The following is a 14,454-nucleotide window of genomic DNA, read 5'->3' as shown; positions in this document are numbered from 1 at the left end:
CGTACGATCGCGTCAAACCAAAGTAGCCGCGGACTGCTCCGATCGATGGCCGGACAACCGGATTCGACGCGTATCGTCGTCGGACACATCGCCGGTGTGTACGGGGTGCGCGGCTGGTTGAAGGTGATGTCGGAGACGGATCCTCCGGAGGGCATCCTGAGCTACTCGCCCTGGTTGATCGGCGCAGACGCGACGACCTGGACGGTGCAGGAAGGAAAGCGCCACGGCAAAGGCATCGTCGTCAGCCTTCGCGGCTGTGACGACCGCGACCGAGCGGCTGCACTCGTCGGGCAGAATATCGCCGTCGTTCGTGATCAGCTGCCGCCGGCCTCGCACGATGAGTTCTACTGGATCGATCTCGAAGGACTCTCGGTCGAGACGACCGAAGGGGTCGCGCTCGGCTCGATCGATCATCTCTTCGCGACCGGTGCAAACGATGTCATCGTCGTCAAGGGTGATCGAGAGCGTCTATTGCCGTTCGTTTGGGGCGACGTGGTCAAGGATGTCGATTTCGAGCAGCGCCGGATGCTGGTTGATTGGGATCCGTCATTCTAGCGCTTCGGTCTCGACACTGTCGGCGGCGCGTCATGCCTGAGACGCTCCGACGTGATCGGGCCGGGTATCGGTGATGCGCTTCGATGTCGTCACCCTGTTTCCGGAGCTGTTCGGGGTCTTGCTCGATCAAGGCGTGACGGGGCGAGCCCTGATCCGCGGTGTGGCCGAGCTGCACCTCTGGAACCCGCGTGACTTCACGCACGATCGGCATCGCACCGTCGATGACCGCCCATACGGCGGCGGCCCCGGGATGTTGATGAAGGTCGAGCCGTTGCGCGATGCCGTCGCTGCCGCACGCGCACAGGCGCCTGAAAGCCGGGTCGCTTACCTCTCGCCGCAGGGCAGGGTATTGGACCAGGCGGCGATGGTCGAGCTGTCGCGCCGGCCCGGTTGGATCCTGGTCGCCGGGCGTTACGAAGGCGTCGACGAGCGTTTGATCGAGGGCCATATCGACGAGGAATGGTCGATCGGCGATTACGTCCTGAGCGGCGGAGAGCTGGCGGCTATGGTGGTGATGGACGCGGTCATTCGACTGCTGCCCGGTGCACTCGGACACGCCGACTCGGCCGCGCAGGATTCGCATACCGACGGGTTGCTGGATTGCCCGCATTACACCCGACCGCCCGAGATCGACGGGCGCCGGGTGCCCGAAGTCTTGATCGGCGGCGATCACGCCGCGATCGCGCGCTGGAGGTTGCAGCAGGCCCTCGGGCGAACCTTCCGGCGTCGCCCCGATCTGTTGGAGCGGCGCGGTTTGAATACGCACGAGCAGGCGCTGCTCGATGAATTTGTCCGGTCCCGTCACGATGATGAGGCCGGTTGAGAACAGGAGCCGAAGGAAACCATGAGCAACATCATTCTCCAGCTCGAAGCCGAGCAAATGAAGGCCGAAGTCCCCGAGTTTTCCCCGGGCGACACCGTCGTCGTCCAGGTCCGCGTGAAGGAAGGCGCCCGCGAGCGTCTGCAGGCGTTCGAGGGCGTGGTGATCGCGATCCGCAACCGCGGTCTCAACTCGGCCTTCACGGTCCGCAAGATGTCCCACGGCGAAGGGGTCGAGCGCGTCTTCCAGACCCATAGCCCGGTGATCGCCGGTATCGAGGTCAAGCGCAAGGGCGACGTGCGTCGCGCCAAGCTCTACTACCTTCGGGGCCGCACCGGCAAGAGCGCCCGTATCCGCGAGAAGATCTAAGGCGAGTGGCCGGTCGCCCCAACGCGCCGACCTTTCTCTGGCACGACTACGAGACCTGGGGCTCGGATCCGCGTCGCGACCGGCCGTGCCAGTTCGCCGCTGTGCGCACGGACGTCGATCTCAACGAGATCGGCGATCCGAGCATGTTCTTTTGCCGTCCCTCGACCGATCTACTCCCGCACCCGCAAGCCTGTCTCATCACGGGCATCACGCCCCGGCTCGCCGAGCGCGAGGGGCTGCTCGAGGCCGAGTTCGCCGCCGCCGTCAACGCCGAGCTGAGCGTCCCCGGAACCTGCGGGGTCGGATACAACAGCATGCGCTTCGACGACGAGGTCACGCGCAACCTGCTCTATCGAAACCTGCTCGACCCCTACGCGCGCGAGTGGCGCAACGGCAACTCACGCTGGGATCTGATCGACGCACTGAGGCTCGCCCATGCCCTACGACCGGACGGGATCGAATGGCCGACGCGCGAGGACGGCACCACCTCCTTCAAGCTCGAGCATCTCACCGCCGCCAACGGGATCGCCCACGGTCGGGCCCATGACGCGCTCGCCGACGTGCGCGCGACGATCGCCCTGGCGCGCCGCCTGCGGCACGCCCAGCCCAAGCTGTTCGACTATGCGCTGAGCTTGAGGAGCAAGACACGCGTGCGTGAGCTGCTTGATCGAGGTGTGCCGCTGCTGCATGTCTCGGCGCGCTACCCGGCTGCCCAAGGCTGCATCGCGCCGATCCTGCCGCTTTGTGCCCATCCGCTCAACGGCAACGGGGTGGTCTGTATCGATCTGCGCGCGTCCCCGGACCTGTTGATCCATCTCTCCGCAGACGAGCTGCGGACCCGGCTCTTCACGCCCACGAGCGAGCTTCCCGAGGGTGTCGAGCGGGTCCCGTTGAAGACGATTCACGTCAACCGCGCGCCGGTTCTGGCGCCGATGAAGACCCTCGAGCCCAAGGCGGCGGCGCGCTGGTCGATCGACCCGGATGCAGTCGCCGATCATGCGCGCCGGTTACGCGAGGCCGCGGGGGCAATCGAAGAGAAGGTACGTGCGGTCCATCGTTCTCCCGACGGACCGACCGAGACCGACCCCGACCTGATGATCTACTCGGGTGGCTTCTTCTCGGACGCCGATCGTCGCGCCATGGACGCGATCCACCGACTCGGCCCCGCCGAGCTGAGCGACCATGCGCCGAGCTTTCAAGACCCGCGTCTCGGCGAGATGCTGTTGCGCTACCGTGCCCGGAATTGGCCCGAGACACTCACCCCCGAAGAGCGCGAGGACTGGGATCTGTTCCGCCTCGCCAGGCTCACCGATCCCACCGCAGGCGGCAGTATCGTGATCGAGCAATTCGAGCAGTGTTTGAGCGAGTTAGCCGAGCAATACGCCGATGATCCGACCAAGCTTGCGATCCTCGAAGACCTCGCCGAGTGGGCTGAACGCGTGCTCGACGCGGAGGCGTGAGGGACAGGTGATGAGGTTGCGGAGGGAGCGGGACAGGGCGTGGCCGATGGAATGTGCGTGGCCCGGAAGGTCTGTATGGGCGATTGTATGGGCGACTTTAGTCGCCCTATTTCACTTGGAGACCGAGCGGGCCGTCCCTTCAGTTGATCCGCCGTGCGCGCCTACTTGTTGGTGTTCAGCTTGAGGGGCAGATAGACGGGGCACCAGCGTAACAGCCCGGTGGCCAGGGGCACTAGCCCGATGGCGCCGAGCCAATTCTGGGCATAGACGCCCCAGCCGACGATGACGACACCGGCGACGATACGGAGGGTGCGATCGAGTGTTCCGACATTCGGGGTCATAGGATGATCTCTGTTGTTGTGGCGACCGGCGCGTTCGGCCGATCCGGTGAGGGTGTCGTACAAGACTAATCGGAGCGCCCCGGCGATTCAGTGACTTTGTCACCAAGGGACGGATTGCGTCTGCTCAGCCCTCCCGCGTCCGCAGCTCGAGCGCCGGAATGTCCAGCAGCTCGATGAGGCCGCGCGTCGTGCGCAGCAGTCCCTGCGACTCCAGACCCTTGAGAACGCGGCTGATGACCTCGCGGGAGGACCCCAGCTCCACCGCGAGGGCCTGATGCGTCATGTGGATGTCCCGTCCCGAGGCCGTTTCCCGCAGGCCCAGGAGATAGGCCATCAGACGTTGATCCAGGCGCTGGAACAGCACCGCATCGAGAACGCCGAAGACCTCCTGCAAGCGGCTCGCGATCAAGCCGAAGATATATTCCCGCCAAGGCTCGGACGTGGCCATCCAGCGGCGGACCTCGGCCGGCCGCACCACGACCGCCTCGACCGCGCTCTCGCACACGGCGAAGGCCGGAAAGGCCCGCCCGCTGAGGATGCAGGAGGTGGTGACCACGCAGCTCTCGCCGGGATGAACGCGATACAGGGTGATCTCCCGACCGTTTTCGCCGAGCTTGTAGACCCGCCCGGTGCCGGTCAGCACCAGGGGCAGCTGCGCGCAGTGGGCGCCGTCGTGACAGATCAACTGACCGACCGGCAGCCGGACCAAGGTGACCTGAGCGAACACCTCGGCGCGGAACTCCTCCGGTGTCCCGTGCAGAAACGGGAAGGCATCGAGAAGACGCCGGCGCTGCCGAGGATCACCGATCATCCGCCGATCTCCCGGCCGACCCCACCATTGAGGCAGGCTGACCCGAAGGCGCGCCGAAACGCCTCCTTGGCGGCGTCTCCGGTGCAGTGGGTCGGAACGACGCCGATCACCCCGAGCGCCTTCAGGGCACGTACGGACTGCTCGATGCGAACGGGGTCTGCGTCCATCAAATGAAAGCCCCCGATCGCCCAGTCGACCGACTTGCCGAGAATGGCTGCGCCACGGCCGACGATCTGCTCCATGCCGGGATGCGCACAACCGCTGATCGCGGCCGTGGCCTCACCCGTGTCGATCACCAGCGCCTGCTCCGGGGGATTGCTGTCGAGCATCCCGGTGGAGAAAAGCCCCTGACCGAACGGGCGAGGATCGGCTCCGACCACGACCAGCTCGCCGCATAGACCCCGCAGGTCTCGGATCAGATGCTTGGAAAAACCCTCGTGCACCACGACGGTCGCCCGCGGGTTAAGCTCCAAGATCGAATCCCAGCCGCCGATGTGATCCCAATGGATGTGGGAGAGAAAGAGTAGGTCAAGGGATTCCGCGGCGAGGCCGAGGGCGGCCATGTTCTTCAGCAGCACGCGCCCGTTGCTGCCGGTGTCGAACAGGATCGTCCGACCGCCGACGCGGATCAGTGCCGCGAATCCCCACAGGCTTGTCAGGCCCGGAAGTCCCGGCTCGTTGTCGAATAGAATCGTCAGGCGTGGGGGAGCTGCGATGATCGCCTCCGATCGAGGTCATCCTGTGAAGTACCTGTCCTGCCCGAGCCCCGTTGTCGCGGCGAGGCAGGGGGCCGAGCAGCCGTTTTTAGGAGCATCGCCCCGCCTGCGGCGAGTCAAGCGCTCGCCGAGACGCGAGCGTGCTCAACCGTGCCCGTGCGCCACGCTTTCGGCACAGGGCGCTGCGGCGGCGAGCGTGCCGCCCAGGTAGCTCTCCAGCGACGCGCGCACCGTACCGCTCGCGCCGGTCGCGGTTCTGATTCCGGCCTGCGTAAAGAACTCGATAGCGCGTCCGCCCATACCGCCGCTCAACATGACGTCGACATCCTGCTGCTTGATGAAGTCCGGGATTTGTCCCGGTTGATGCGCTTCGGCGAAGGGGTTGGCGATGTCCCGCGTCGCGGTGACCGCGCCGTTTTCGATGTCCACCACAATGAAGTAGGGGGCATGGCCGAAGTGCTGGGCGACCTGGCTATCGAGACCCTGGCTGGATTCTGCGGTAATGGCAATCTTCATCGTCAATCTCCTGGTGAATTGCGGGGGGTGATCGGGGTTTTCAGGCGTGTCGTCGTTGATCATCGCAGTCGTCGCGAGGTCCAGCGGCCGCCACCGACAGGACCGCGACAACCCGCTCCCACACGTCGGACAGGGCGAGGCTGGCGGGGGCGTCCGGGCGATAGGCGGTGACCGCCTCGCCCGCGACCATAGCGCCGGGAACCGCCGGATCGAACGGGATGCGGCCGACGCCGTCGATCCGGTTCGCGCGGCAATAGGCTTCGACCTCCCGCGCGCCGACGGGATAGACATCGGCCTTGTTGATGCAGACCAGCGCCGGCACGCCGAAGTGCTGAAGGGTTTGCAGGGCGCGGCGCAGGTCGTGTATGCCGGCAACGGTCGGCTCGGTCACCAGTAGCGCCAAGTCCGCGCCCGAGACGGCGGCGATCACTGGACAGCCGATGCCGGGCGGCCCATCGATCAGGACCAGTCGGCGCTGCTCGTCGATGGCCTGCCGAGAGGCACGCTGCCGCACTTGAGTGACGAGCTTGCCGGAGCTCTCCTGTCCGGGATACAGATGCGCATGGTGGAGCGGTCCATAGCAGCTGTCGGAGTAGATGTATTCGCCGACGGTCTGCTCCTGCATGGCGATGCTCTCGGTGGGGCATTGATGGACGCAGGCCGCGCACCCCTCGCAGGCAATGGGGTCGACCGCCCATCCGGCATCGGTCTCGACAATGGCGTCGAAGCGGCAGACCGACTCGCAGTCGCCGCATTGCACGCACCGGTCATCGTCGATGACCGCCACCGGCCCGCCGCGAAACGGCTCGATGTCCAACGGCTCCGGCCGCAGCACCAGCTCCAAGTTGGCTGCGTCCACATCGGCATCGGCCAGGATGACCTGAGCGGCAAAGGGACCCAGCGACGCCAGATGGGCGAAGGCCGCGGTCACGCTGGTTTTGCCGGTGCCGCCCTTGCCGCTGAGGATGACAAGCTGTTTCATACGGTCGCCTCGGCGAGGATCTGCTCGAGCAGATCTCGGAACTTGGGTCGATAGTCGACGGCGGCCTCCACCAAGGTCCGGCCGCCGGCGATCGCCTCGGCGATACGCCGATCCATGGGGATGCGCAGCAGAATCGGCAGATCATGTTCGGCGCAATAGGCGCCGACGGCGTCGTCGCCGATCCCGTCGCGGTTGATCACGACGCCGGCCGGGATCCCCAGATCATGAGCAATGGCGACGACCTGTTTCAGATCATGCAGGCCGAAGGGCGTCGGCTCGGTCACGAACAGGACGAAGTCCGCACCGCGCATCGTCTCGACGACCGGGCAGGAGGCACCGGGCGGGGCATCACGAATCTCAAGAGCGCGGCGCGGCGCGCCGGAGCTTCGCGGCATCGGCGACGGGGTCCGTTTCTTGAGCTCGCGCAGGATCGGCATGCCCATCGCTTGGCCGACGTTCATCAGGCCCCGCGCGAATGCGATCCCGTCCGGCGTAGTCCCGCTGTCGATCGTGCCCGTCACGAACAGATGCTCGGTGATCGCCTGCTCCGGGCACATCCAGGTGCAGCTGCCGCAGCCGTGACAGAGATCGTCGAACACCAGCGTCGTTTCGCCGACCACCGCGATCGCATTGAATCGGCAGATCTCGGCGCAGGTGCCGCAGGCGTTGCAGGCTTGCGGATCCACCCGCGGCACGCGGATCCCGACCTCCCGGTGGACATCCAAGCTCGGATGCAGAAACAGCGCGGCGTCGGGCGTTTCCACGTCGCAATCGAGAAAATGCACCGCATCCCGTTCGGCCGCCACCTGCGCGAGGCTGGTGGCGACGGTGGTCTTGCCGGTGCCGCCCTTGCCGCTGGCTACAACGATGCGCATCTCGGTTCAGTCTCCGTGGTGGCCGCCATGCGTGGCGCTATCGGCCAGGGCCAAGCGTCCAGAGGTGAAGGCGTCCAGGATTTCGGCGGCGCTGCGAGCCTCATTACCCGGAGCAAGAAAGCAATCGATGTGCGCCGCGGACAGGGTGCGATGCGCCTTGGGGCCATAGGCTCCGCTGACCACCGCCTGCGCGCCGAGCCGGGCGATGAGCTGCGCGGCCAGCACGCCCGCTCCGCCCGACGCCGAGAGGGCCGGATTGGCGTGGATGGTCCAGTTGCCGGTGTCCGTCTCCACCACGCAGAAGGACTCGGCGCGCCCGAAGCGGGCGTCGAAGGGTGCATCCAGCGTTTGGCCGGCGATCGAGATGGCGACGTTCATCGGGAGTGTTCCCCTTGTCCTGGTTAGGCCTGTTCATCCGCTCGGTGAGTCCGTAGAGGAAGGTGCAGAGATCGCCGAGTGTTTCTGTTGCATCGAGATGTTCGGCCGGAATCAGCCCCGTAGGCCATCCTCGCCGATGAGAAGTGTCGTCTCGTCGAGATAGGTGTGTTTCGGGATGACCAGATTGGTCGGTGCCGGGACGTTCTTGAACACCCGCGCCGCCAGATCGAAGCGCGAGCCGTGGCAGGGACAGAAAAAGCCGCCCGTCCAATCCGGACCCATATCGTCCGGGGCGACCTCGGGCCGATAGATCGGCGAGCAGCCGAGATGCGTGCAGATCCCGATCGCGACCAGATAGACCGGCTTGATGGAGCGGGTGGCGTTTCGACAATACTCCGGCTGCTGGGCCACCTCGGAGGTCGGATCGACCAGATTCCGGTCGTTGCGCGACAAGGATGCGAGCATCTCGGGCGTCCGATGGACGATCCAAACCGGTTTACCGCGCCATTTGACGCGCAATAAACCGCCCGGCTCCAGGTTCGCGATATCCGCCTCGACCGGCGCTCCGGCGGCGCGTGCGCGGGCGCTTGGATTCATCGAGGCGACGAAGGGGACCAACGCAAAGCCCGCTCCCACGGCGCCCACCACACCGGTGGCGGCGACGAGGACGCGTCGTCTCGTCGTGTTCACTGCCTGCTCGCTCATGTCTGTCTCCGGACGGATGCGCGCCGTGCCGAGCCGATGCCGGGCGGGGCTCCACGTCGCTGGGATGAAAGTCGTATTCCGACTTGAGTGATGGGCATTGTCTCGCGTTCTCCAGGCACGTGACCCTGATATCCGTCAATGTGAAACGAACATATGTGCGTTTTACTGAGTCCGCGAATCGGAACACTTCATCTTGCGGAGGTATGATGCCGGGTAGAAAACGACGTGCCCGCTGTATCGGATTCGATCCGGGCTTTCTCTGTTTCAAACCCTGCGGTCGACCGGGACGGGGCCTGGAGACCGTGACGTTGCGCGCGGACGAGCTGGAAGCCTTGCGTCTTGCGGACCTCGAAGGCTTGTATCAGGAGGATTGTGCCGTGCGGATGGGCATCTCGCGGACCACCTTGTCGCGAACCCTGGCGCGGGCGCGCCGCAAGGTGACGGATGTACTGATCAACGGCAAGCGTCTCGTGGTGGAGCCGACCCGTGAGAGCGAGGGCGCTGCCGGCGCGGGGACCGGGGAGGCCGTTCCGTCGGATCGGCCGGGGGGCGAAACAGGTAACGAGGCTTGAATCGGACTCGAGCACGATATGCGGTCAGCCCCGGGATGATCGCTGCCGGGATACTCGGCACGGTTGGCCTCCAAGACACGGCTGAAGTTGCGCTCGATGGCCTGCGTCAGTGCAAGATCACCCAAGTGTAGCCGCGGGCCCGACAGTCGACGTTGTCGATCTGGACCCGAGCGGTCAGGCTCGAAGCGGGGTCATCCCGGGTCACTGGGTCCGCGTCCGGGGCGGGCATGGCGATCATCGCGGCCGGATCGATGTTGTCGGTGAGGCGCCGGAAGCCGCCCGCCAACTCCTCCGGCACAGGGGACGATGGCCGCTGTGCCTCCGATGAACGGCCAATCACTGCTGCTTCTCGCCGCGAGGCGCCACCTGATTGATGGCGGTGCGCTAAAAACCAACCAAAGTGATAGGAAAATCTCCCCGCAACGCTATATTGAAGGAATATGAGCTGCCTGTCGTTGTGGCGGCCGACGGAGGGCGGTCGATGTCTTCGAACCACGCCGATCTCTGGAATGCCGATCTCCCCGATGCACTCATGTTGCTCGACGGAGCGGGCAGGGTGTGCCGTTGGGGCGCCGGGGCGCAGCAGATGTTCGGTTACGAGAGTGCCGAAGCCGTGGGCGTGCAGCTGGATGCGCTCATCGTGATTCCCGGCGGTGGCGAGGAGCAGCACTCCTTCGTGACCGAGACGCTCCGCCGTGGGAGCAGCACCTTCGAGACCTTGCGCCGCAGGAAGGATGGCACGCTGATCTACGTCGACATCTCCGGACAGCTCCTGCAGGCGGCCACCGAAGGCGCCGACGCGCTGTTGCTGTTCTCCGAGAAGGACGTCACCTCCCTCAAGGTCGAGCGCGACAGCAAGGCGTTGGAGCTGCGGTATCGCGAGCTGCTCGAATCGACCCCGGACGGCATCGTGATCGTCAATCCGACCGGCCACATCCTGATCGCCAATACGCAGGCGGAGCGCCTGTTTGGGTATGCGCCGGGCGAATTGCGCGCCTTGTTGGTCGATATGCTGCTTCCCGAGCGCTTCCGGCATGCGCACAAGGGGCACCGTTCGAACTATTTCGCCCAGTCGAGGACACGGCCCATGGGCGCCGGGTTGGAGCTGTACGGCTTGCGCAAAGACGGGCTCGAGTTTCCGGTCGAGATCAGTCTGAGCCCCTTGACGACCGAAGAGACCCCGCTGGTGATGAGCGCGATTCGCGACGTCAGCGAGCGCCGACGCATCCTGCAGTCCCTCCAGGAGAAAAACCTCGAGCTGGAACGGGCCGATCGTGCGAAGGATCGCTTCCTTGCGAGCATGAGTCACGAGCTTCGCACCCCGTTGAATGCCGTCATCGGGTTTACCGGTACCTTGTTGATGGGTCTGCCGGGTGCGCTGAATGCCGAGCAGACCCGTCAGCTCGACATCGTACGCAACAATGCAAGACACTTGCTGTCCCTGATCAACGACTTGCTCAATCTCGCGAAGATCCAGGCGGACCGGGTACAGCTCGACCCCGAACCGACCGAATGCGGCAGCCTGGTGCGTGAAACAGCTGCGTCTCTGCAGCCGTTCGCGCTTGCCAAGGGTCTGCAGCTGCTTGTCGAGGTCCCCGAAGAGGCCGTGATATTCCGGACGGATCGGCGCGCCTTGACCCAGATCCTGCTTAACCTGGCACAGAATGCGATCAAATTTACCGACGTCGGCCAGGTGCAGCTCGCTCTGAGCGTCGATGGCGTGGGCACGGACCGCGCGCTCGAGATTGTTGTCGCGGATACCGGGCCGGGGATCGGCGAAGACGAGCAAGCGGCCCTTTTCGGCGCCTTCGTGCAGGGACGCTCGGCCGGCATCCAGGGCCGGGAAGGCACCGGGTTGGGGCTGCATCTGAGTCGCAAACTGGCCGGGCTCTTGGGCGGAGAGCTGCAGTGTCACAGTACGCTCGGCGCGGGCAGCCGCTTCGTCCTCCGGTTCAAGGGGGCCTAGGCCATGGCACGCATCACCGTCGTCGACGATATCGCGGTCAATCGAGAGCTTCTCGTTGCGATGCTCGCGCCGTTCGGGCATCGGATCAGCGAGGCCGCCGACGGCGCCAGTGCCCTTGAGATGGTTCGCGACGAACAGCCGGATCTGATTATTTGCGACATCCTGATGCCGCAGATGGACGGCTACGAGTTCGTGCGCTGCTTACGCGCCGACCCTCGGATCGCCGCGACCCCGGTGATTTTCTGTTCCGCCCATTTCCTGGAGCGCGAAGCGCAGGAGTTGGCTCAACTTTGCGGTGTGAGCAAGGTGGTCACCAAGCCTTTCGACCCACAGGAAATGATCGACGTCGTGCACGCCGTTCTTGCGCAGGGCGGCGGTCGCTCGGTGGTTCAGAGCCCCTTGCGGGGCAGCGAATTCGACCGCGAGCATCTGCGCTTGGTCACCGACAAGCTCTCGGAGAAGGTCGCCGAGCTGCAAGGCACCAACGACAAGCTGGCGTCGCTGATCGAGCTCAACCTGCAGCTCGCCTCCGAGCGCGATAAAGAGCGGCTGCTCGATCATGTCTGCCGGGGTGCGTGTGCCCTGCTCGAAGCCGAGTACGGCACGGTGGCGGTGCGCCGGACCGACGGCGCGGTACTCGCTCACCTCGCTCACTGCGGCATCGATCCGGCCAGCGTTCCGAGTATGGACGCATGGCAGCTCGATGCCGGCGAGCTTGGGCGCGTGTATCGCGATGGCTCGGTTCTGCACATCAAGGTGCCCGGGGACAGCTCCGCGCATCTTGGGCTTCCAGCCGGTTACCCCATCGGCGCCGAGCTGCTCGCCGCGCCGATCAAGTCAACATCGGCCACCTATGGGTGGATCTGCTTGGGCAATAAGCGGGGTGTCGATGGATTCTCCGCGGATGAGGAGGAGCTACTCGGAATACTCGCCGCCGAGACCGGACGCATCTACGAAAACGGAAGTCTGTATACCAAGCTGAAGGATTACGCGAACGAGCTCGAGGCCGAGATCGACGAGCGCAAACGCACCCGAGGCCATCTGGCGGCGTTGTACGGCGTCGCGCAGGTGCTGAATGCGGCGTCGAGCGTGGAGGACGCGACCGATAAGCTTCTCGAGGTTGGCTGTACCGAATTGGGGTTTTCCGCCGCCACGCTGTGGCGGGTCGACGAGGCTGAAGGCACGCTGCAATGGGTCGGTGCTTGGTGTCGGTCGGCGGAACGCTGCGCCGGGTATCTGGAGCAGGTGCGGTCGCTCTCGCTGACGTCCGACATGGGTCTTGCGGGGGATACGTCGCCGAGCGGCACCCCGTTGTGGCTCGCCGATCTGCGGAGCAGCCCGGATGCTCTCCGACGGCAGGCTGCCGAGCAGTTGAGGATCAGCTCGGGCGGTGCCGTTGCGATCATGGTCGGCGGTCGCGTCACCGGCATTCTCGAAGTCTTCCGCCCCGAGCGTTGCGAGCTGGACGGCGCGCTGGCGGCAACGCTCGTGGCATTGGCCGGGCAGATCGGTGCGTTCTTCGAGCGTATTGCCCAACAGCAGCGCATCCTTCGACTGACCCGGCTTTACGCCGTTCTGAGCAGCATCAATTCGGCCATTGTACGGATTCACGACTCACGCAGGCTCCTGCAAGAGGCCTGTCGCATAGCGGTCCACGAAGGCGGGTTCGCGATGGCTTGGATCGGCGAGGTGGGGCCAGGGGGGGAAGGGGTCGTCCCCCTTGCGTGGGAGGGTGTCGGGGACGGGCTCGGCCCGGACCGGTCGTTGCTGAGCGGCGATGGCGTGCTTGGGGCCGCTGCAGCGAGTCAGGCCGTACGAGACGCAGCGCTGACCGTCGTCAGCGAGCTCGCCGACCTCGACCCCAACGGACTGCGCATGCCCCTGGCGTTGCCGCGCCGAGGCTATCGATCGTTGGCGGCGCTGCCGCTGACGGTTCAGACCAAGGTCATCGGCGTCATGGTCATCTACGCACACGAGCCCGACTTCTTCACCGGCGAGGAACAGGCGCTGCTGAACGAGTTGGCGAACGATATCTCCTTCGCGCTCGAATTCATCGCCAACCAGGACAGGCTGGCCTATCTCGCCCATCACGACGAGCTCACCGGGCTGCCCAACCGCGCACACATGCTTGATCATCTCTGCGCCGCGTTGCAGGCCGCGCGACATCATCCGAGCGACCGGGTCGGGGTGGTGGTGTGGGACGTCAGACGCTTTCGCAACATCAACGACACCTTCGGCAGACAGGTCGGGGACAAGGTGCTCCGGGAGCTGGCACGTCGCCTCCGGGTCGCGTGGCCCGAGACGAGCGAGGTGGCGCGCATCGGCGTCGATCAGTTTGCGGGGGTGATCAGCGGTGATTACGAGCTCACCGAGATCGCGCATCTGATCGAAGACACCGCGGGCAGTCTACTCGACGAGCCGGTCGTGATTGGCGATCACGCGCTGCACATCACCGTTTCGGCCGGCATCGCCCTGGGCAACGGCCGCGACGACGATGCCGATACGCTGATCCGCAACGCCGAGGCCGCATTGCGCAAGGCCAAGGGTTCCGGTATCCGCTATCGGTTCTACGGACCCGAAATGAATGCACTGATCGCCGAGACCCTGTTGCGCGAGAATCGGCTGCGCCAGGCGCTCGAACGCGAGGAGCTCATGCTCCATTATCAACCCAAGATCTGCAGCATCAGCGGGAGGGTGACCGGCCTGGAGGCGCTGATACGCTGGAACGATCCCACCGACGGCTTGGTCTACCCCGGCACCTTCATCCCCATTCTCGAAGAAACCGGGATGATCATCCAAGTCGGGTTGTGGGCGATCCGCAAGGCGCTTGCGGATACGCGGATCTGGCAAGCGGCCGGACTCGACGGGTTGCGCGTCGCGGTCAATGTCTCCGCCCTGCAGTTGCAGCATCCGGGTTTTGTCGATTCACTGAGGCGGGTGACGGACGAGTTCGGCGATATCGCCGGCCGGCTGGATCTGGAAATCACCGAGAGCATGATCATGGCCGATATCGAAGCCAACGTCTCGCGTCTGGCCGAGGTCCGCCGCATGGGCATCGAGATCGCTATCGACGACTTCGGGACCGGCTATTCCTCGCTCAGCTACTTGGCCAAACTGCCGGTCCATGCGCTGAAAATCGACCGTTCATTTGTCGCTACCATGGACACGACGCCGGAGAGCGTGACGATCCCTACCACCATTATCTCGCTTGGCCATGCGCTCGGTCTCAAGGTTATCGCCGAAGGCGTGGAGGAGGAGAGCCAGGCAAGTTCCCTGCGGCGGTTCAAGTGCGACGAGTTGCAGGGTTACCTCATCAGCAGACCGCTACCGTTCGCGCAGGTCGAAAATTTCGTGCGCGGGCGAATGTGCTGATCCGGTCCGCTCCAAC

The 14,454-nt window shown here is 65.1% G+C and carries 16 protein-coding genes; 7 read left to right on the top strand and 9 right to left on the bottom strand.

Translation table 11 applies throughout. From position 1 onward, the window contains the following. Window positions 1–45: 45 nt before the first annotated feature. The 4 genes from rimM to sbcB all read left to right on the top strand — a co-directional run bounded on the left by rimM (window position 46) and on the right by sbcB (window position 3,204). Window positions 46–555 carry a ribosome maturation factor RimM gene (gene rimM, locus BLV04_RS06030; RefSeq protein ID WP_093029096.1) on the top strand — a complete coding sequence of 170 codons (510 nt, stop codon included), beginning with the start codon at window positions 46–48 and terminating at the stop codon, window positions 553–555. A 73-nt stretch (window positions 556–628) separates the two neighbouring features. Continuing rightward, on the top strand, window positions 629–1,378 hold the full coding sequence (gene trmD / locus BLV04_RS06025; protein WP_093029094.1) for a tRNA (guanosine(37)-N1)-methyltransferase TrmD: 750 nt from the start codon (window positions 629–631) through the stop codon (window positions 1,376–1,378). Between the two features lie 21 nt (window positions 1,379–1,399). Next, on the top strand, window positions 1,400–1,744 hold the full coding sequence (gene rplS / locus BLV04_RS06020) for a 50S ribosomal protein L19 (protein WP_093029092.1): 345 nt from the start codon (window positions 1,400–1,402) through the stop codon (window positions 1,742–1,744). Between the two features lie 5 nt (window positions 1,745–1,749). Beyond that, window positions 1,750–3,204: an exodeoxyribonuclease I gene (gene sbcB, locus BLV04_RS06015; RefSeq protein ID WP_093029090.1), complete on the top strand. Its 1,455-nt coding sequence runs from the start codon at window positions 1,750–1,752 to the stop codon at window positions 3,202–3,204. 161 nt (window positions 3,205–3,365) lie between these two features. Here the strand turns inward: sbcB and BLV04_RS06010 are convergent, their stop codons facing one another. The 8 genes from BLV04_RS06010 to petA form a co-directional block, all read right to left on the bottom strand. Continuing rightward, complete coding sequence (locus tag BLV04_RS06010; RefSeq protein WP_093029470.1) at window positions 3,366–3,545, bottom strand: YgaP family membrane protein; 180 nt, start codon at window positions 3,543–3,545, stop codon at window positions 3,366–3,368. Between the two features lie 124 nt (window positions 3,546–3,669). After that, window positions 3,670–4,356, bottom strand: a complete 687-nt coding sequence (locus BLV04_RS06005) for a Crp/Fnr family transcriptional regulator (RefSeq protein ID WP_093029088.1) — start codon at window positions 4,354–4,356, stop codon at window positions 3,670–3,672. Continuing rightward, window positions 4,353–5,015 carry an MBL fold metallo-hydrolase gene (locus BLV04_RS06000; protein WP_245731771.1) on the bottom strand — a complete coding sequence of 221 codons (663 nt, stop codon included), beginning with the start codon at window positions 5,013–5,015 and terminating at the stop codon, window positions 4,353–4,355. The genes BLV04_RS06005 and BLV04_RS06000 overlap by 4 nt, the downstream gene beginning before the upstream one ends. A 201-nt stretch (window positions 5,016–5,216) precedes the next feature. Then, the gene (locus BLV04_RS05995) at window positions 5,217–5,651 is read right to left on the bottom strand and encodes a NifB/NifX family molybdenum-iron cluster-binding protein (protein WP_245731757.1); all 435 of its coding nucleotides are present in this window, start codon (window positions 5,649–5,651) and stop codon (window positions 5,217–5,219) included. Further along, complete coding sequence (locus tag BLV04_RS05990) at window positions 5,629–6,570, bottom strand: ATP-binding protein (RefSeq protein WP_093029082.1); 942 nt, start codon at window positions 6,568–6,570, stop codon at window positions 5,629–5,631. The genes BLV04_RS05995 and BLV04_RS05990 overlap by 23 nt, the downstream gene beginning before the upstream one ends. Continuing rightward, window positions 6,567–7,445, bottom strand: coding sequence for an ATP-binding protein (locus BLV04_RS05985; protein ID WP_093029080.1), 879 nt, complete (start codon window positions 7,443–7,445; stop codon window positions 6,567–6,569). The genes BLV04_RS05990 and BLV04_RS05985 overlap by 4 nt, the downstream gene beginning before the upstream one ends. A gap of 6 nt (window positions 7,446–7,451) precedes the next feature. Then, entirely contained in the window at window positions 7,452–7,823 is a 372-nt protein-coding gene (locus tag BLV04_RS05980; RefSeq protein ID WP_093029078.1) for a NifB/NifX family molybdenum-iron cluster-binding protein, read from the bottom strand. 111 nt (window positions 7,824–7,934) lie between these two features. After that, entirely contained in the window at window positions 7,935–8,528 is a 594-nt protein-coding gene (gene petA / locus BLV04_RS05975) for a ubiquinol-cytochrome c reductase iron-sulfur subunit (protein ID WP_093029076.1), read from the bottom strand. A gap of 206 nt (window positions 8,529–8,734) precedes the next feature. Here petA and BLV04_RS05970 point away from each other — a divergent pair, with 206 nt between their 5' ends. Then, window positions 8,735–9,100, top strand: coding sequence for a DUF134 domain-containing protein (locus BLV04_RS05970; RefSeq protein WP_245731756.1), 366 nt, complete (start codon window positions 8,735–8,737; stop codon window positions 9,098–9,100). Window positions 9,101–9,206: 106 nt separating this feature from the next. On the opposite strand, the gene BLV04_RS05965 is transcribed toward BLV04_RS05970, so the two are convergent. After that, a complete protein-coding gene (locus BLV04_RS05965) occupies window positions 9,207–9,440 on the bottom strand; it encodes a hypothetical protein (protein WP_139191865.1) in 234 nt (77 codons plus the stop codon). A gap of 141 nt (window positions 9,441–9,581) precedes the next feature. On the opposite strand from BLV04_RS05965, the gene BLV04_RS05960 reads away from it, so the two are divergent. Then, window positions 9,582–11,066, top strand: a complete 1,485-nt coding sequence (locus BLV04_RS05960; RefSeq protein ID WP_093029072.1) for a PAS domain-containing sensor histidine kinase — start codon at window positions 9,582–9,584, stop codon at window positions 11,064–11,066. A 3-nt stretch (window positions 11,067–11,069) separates the two neighbouring features. Beyond that, window positions 11,070–14,438 carry an EAL domain-containing protein gene (locus tag BLV04_RS05955; RefSeq protein ID WP_093029070.1) on the top strand — a complete coding sequence of 1,123 codons (3,369 nt, stop codon included), beginning with the start codon at window positions 11,070–11,072 and terminating at the stop codon, window positions 14,436–14,438. Window positions 14,439–14,454 lie beyond the last annotated feature (16 nt).

The sequence above is a fragment of the Thiocapsa roseopersicina genome (assembly GCF_900106925.1).
Taxonomy (GTDB): domain Bacteria; phylum Pseudomonadota; class Gammaproteobacteria; order Chromatiales; family Chromatiaceae; genus Thiocapsa; species Thiocapsa roseopersicina.
This window is presented reverse-complemented; position numbering and strand designations above follow the sequence as displayed.

Excerpts from the sequence above, each read along its gene's own strand:
- rimM (WP_093029096.1), top strand. The coding sequence starts at position 46 with ATGGCCGGACAACCGGATTCGACGCGTATCGTCGTCGGACACATCGCC.
- trmD (WP_093029094.1), top strand. The coding sequence starts at position 629 with ATGCGCTTCGATGTCGTCACCCTGTTTCCGGAGCTGTTCGGGGTCTTG.
- rplS (WP_093029092.1), top strand. The coding sequence starts at position 1,400 with ATGAGCAACATCATTCTCCAGCTCGAAGCCGAGCAAATGAAGGCCGAA.
- BLV04_RS06010 (WP_093029470.1), bottom strand. The coding sequence starts at position 3,545 with ATGACCCCGAATGTCGGAACACTCGATCGCACCCTCCGTATCGTCGCC.
- BLV04_RS06005 (WP_093029088.1), bottom strand. The coding sequence starts at position 4,356 with ATGATCGGTGATCCTCGGCAGCGCCGGCGTCTTCTCGATGCCTTCCCG.
- BLV04_RS05995 (WP_245731757.1), bottom strand. The coding sequence starts at position 5,651 with ATGATCAACGACGACACGCCTGAAAACCCCGATCACCCCCCGCAATTC.
- BLV04_RS05990 (WP_093029082.1), bottom strand. The coding sequence starts at position 6,570 with ATGAAACAGCTTGTCATCCTCAGCGGCAAGGGCGGCACCGGCAAAACC.
- BLV04_RS05985 (WP_093029080.1), bottom strand. The coding sequence starts at position 7,445 with ATGCGCATCGTTGTAGCCAGCGGCAAGGGCGGCACCGGCAAGACCACC.
- BLV04_RS05980 (WP_093029078.1), bottom strand. The coding sequence starts at position 7,823 with ATGAACGTCGCCATCTCGATCGCCGGCCAAACGCTGGATGCACCCTTC.
- petA (WP_093029076.1), bottom strand. The coding sequence starts at position 8,528 with ATGAGCGAGCAGGCAGTGAACACGACGAGACGACGCGTCCTCGTCGCC.
- BLV04_RS05970 (WP_245731756.1), top strand. The coding sequence starts at position 8,735 with ATGCCGGGTAGAAAACGACGTGCCCGCTGTATCGGATTCGATCCGGGC.
- BLV04_RS05960 (WP_093029072.1), top strand. The coding sequence starts at position 9,582 with ATGTCTTCGAACCACGCCGATCTCTGGAATGCCGATCTCCCCGATGCA.
- BLV04_RS05955 (WP_093029070.1), top strand. The coding sequence starts at position 11,070 with ATGGCACGCATCACCGTCGTCGACGATATCGCGGTCAATCGAGAGCTT.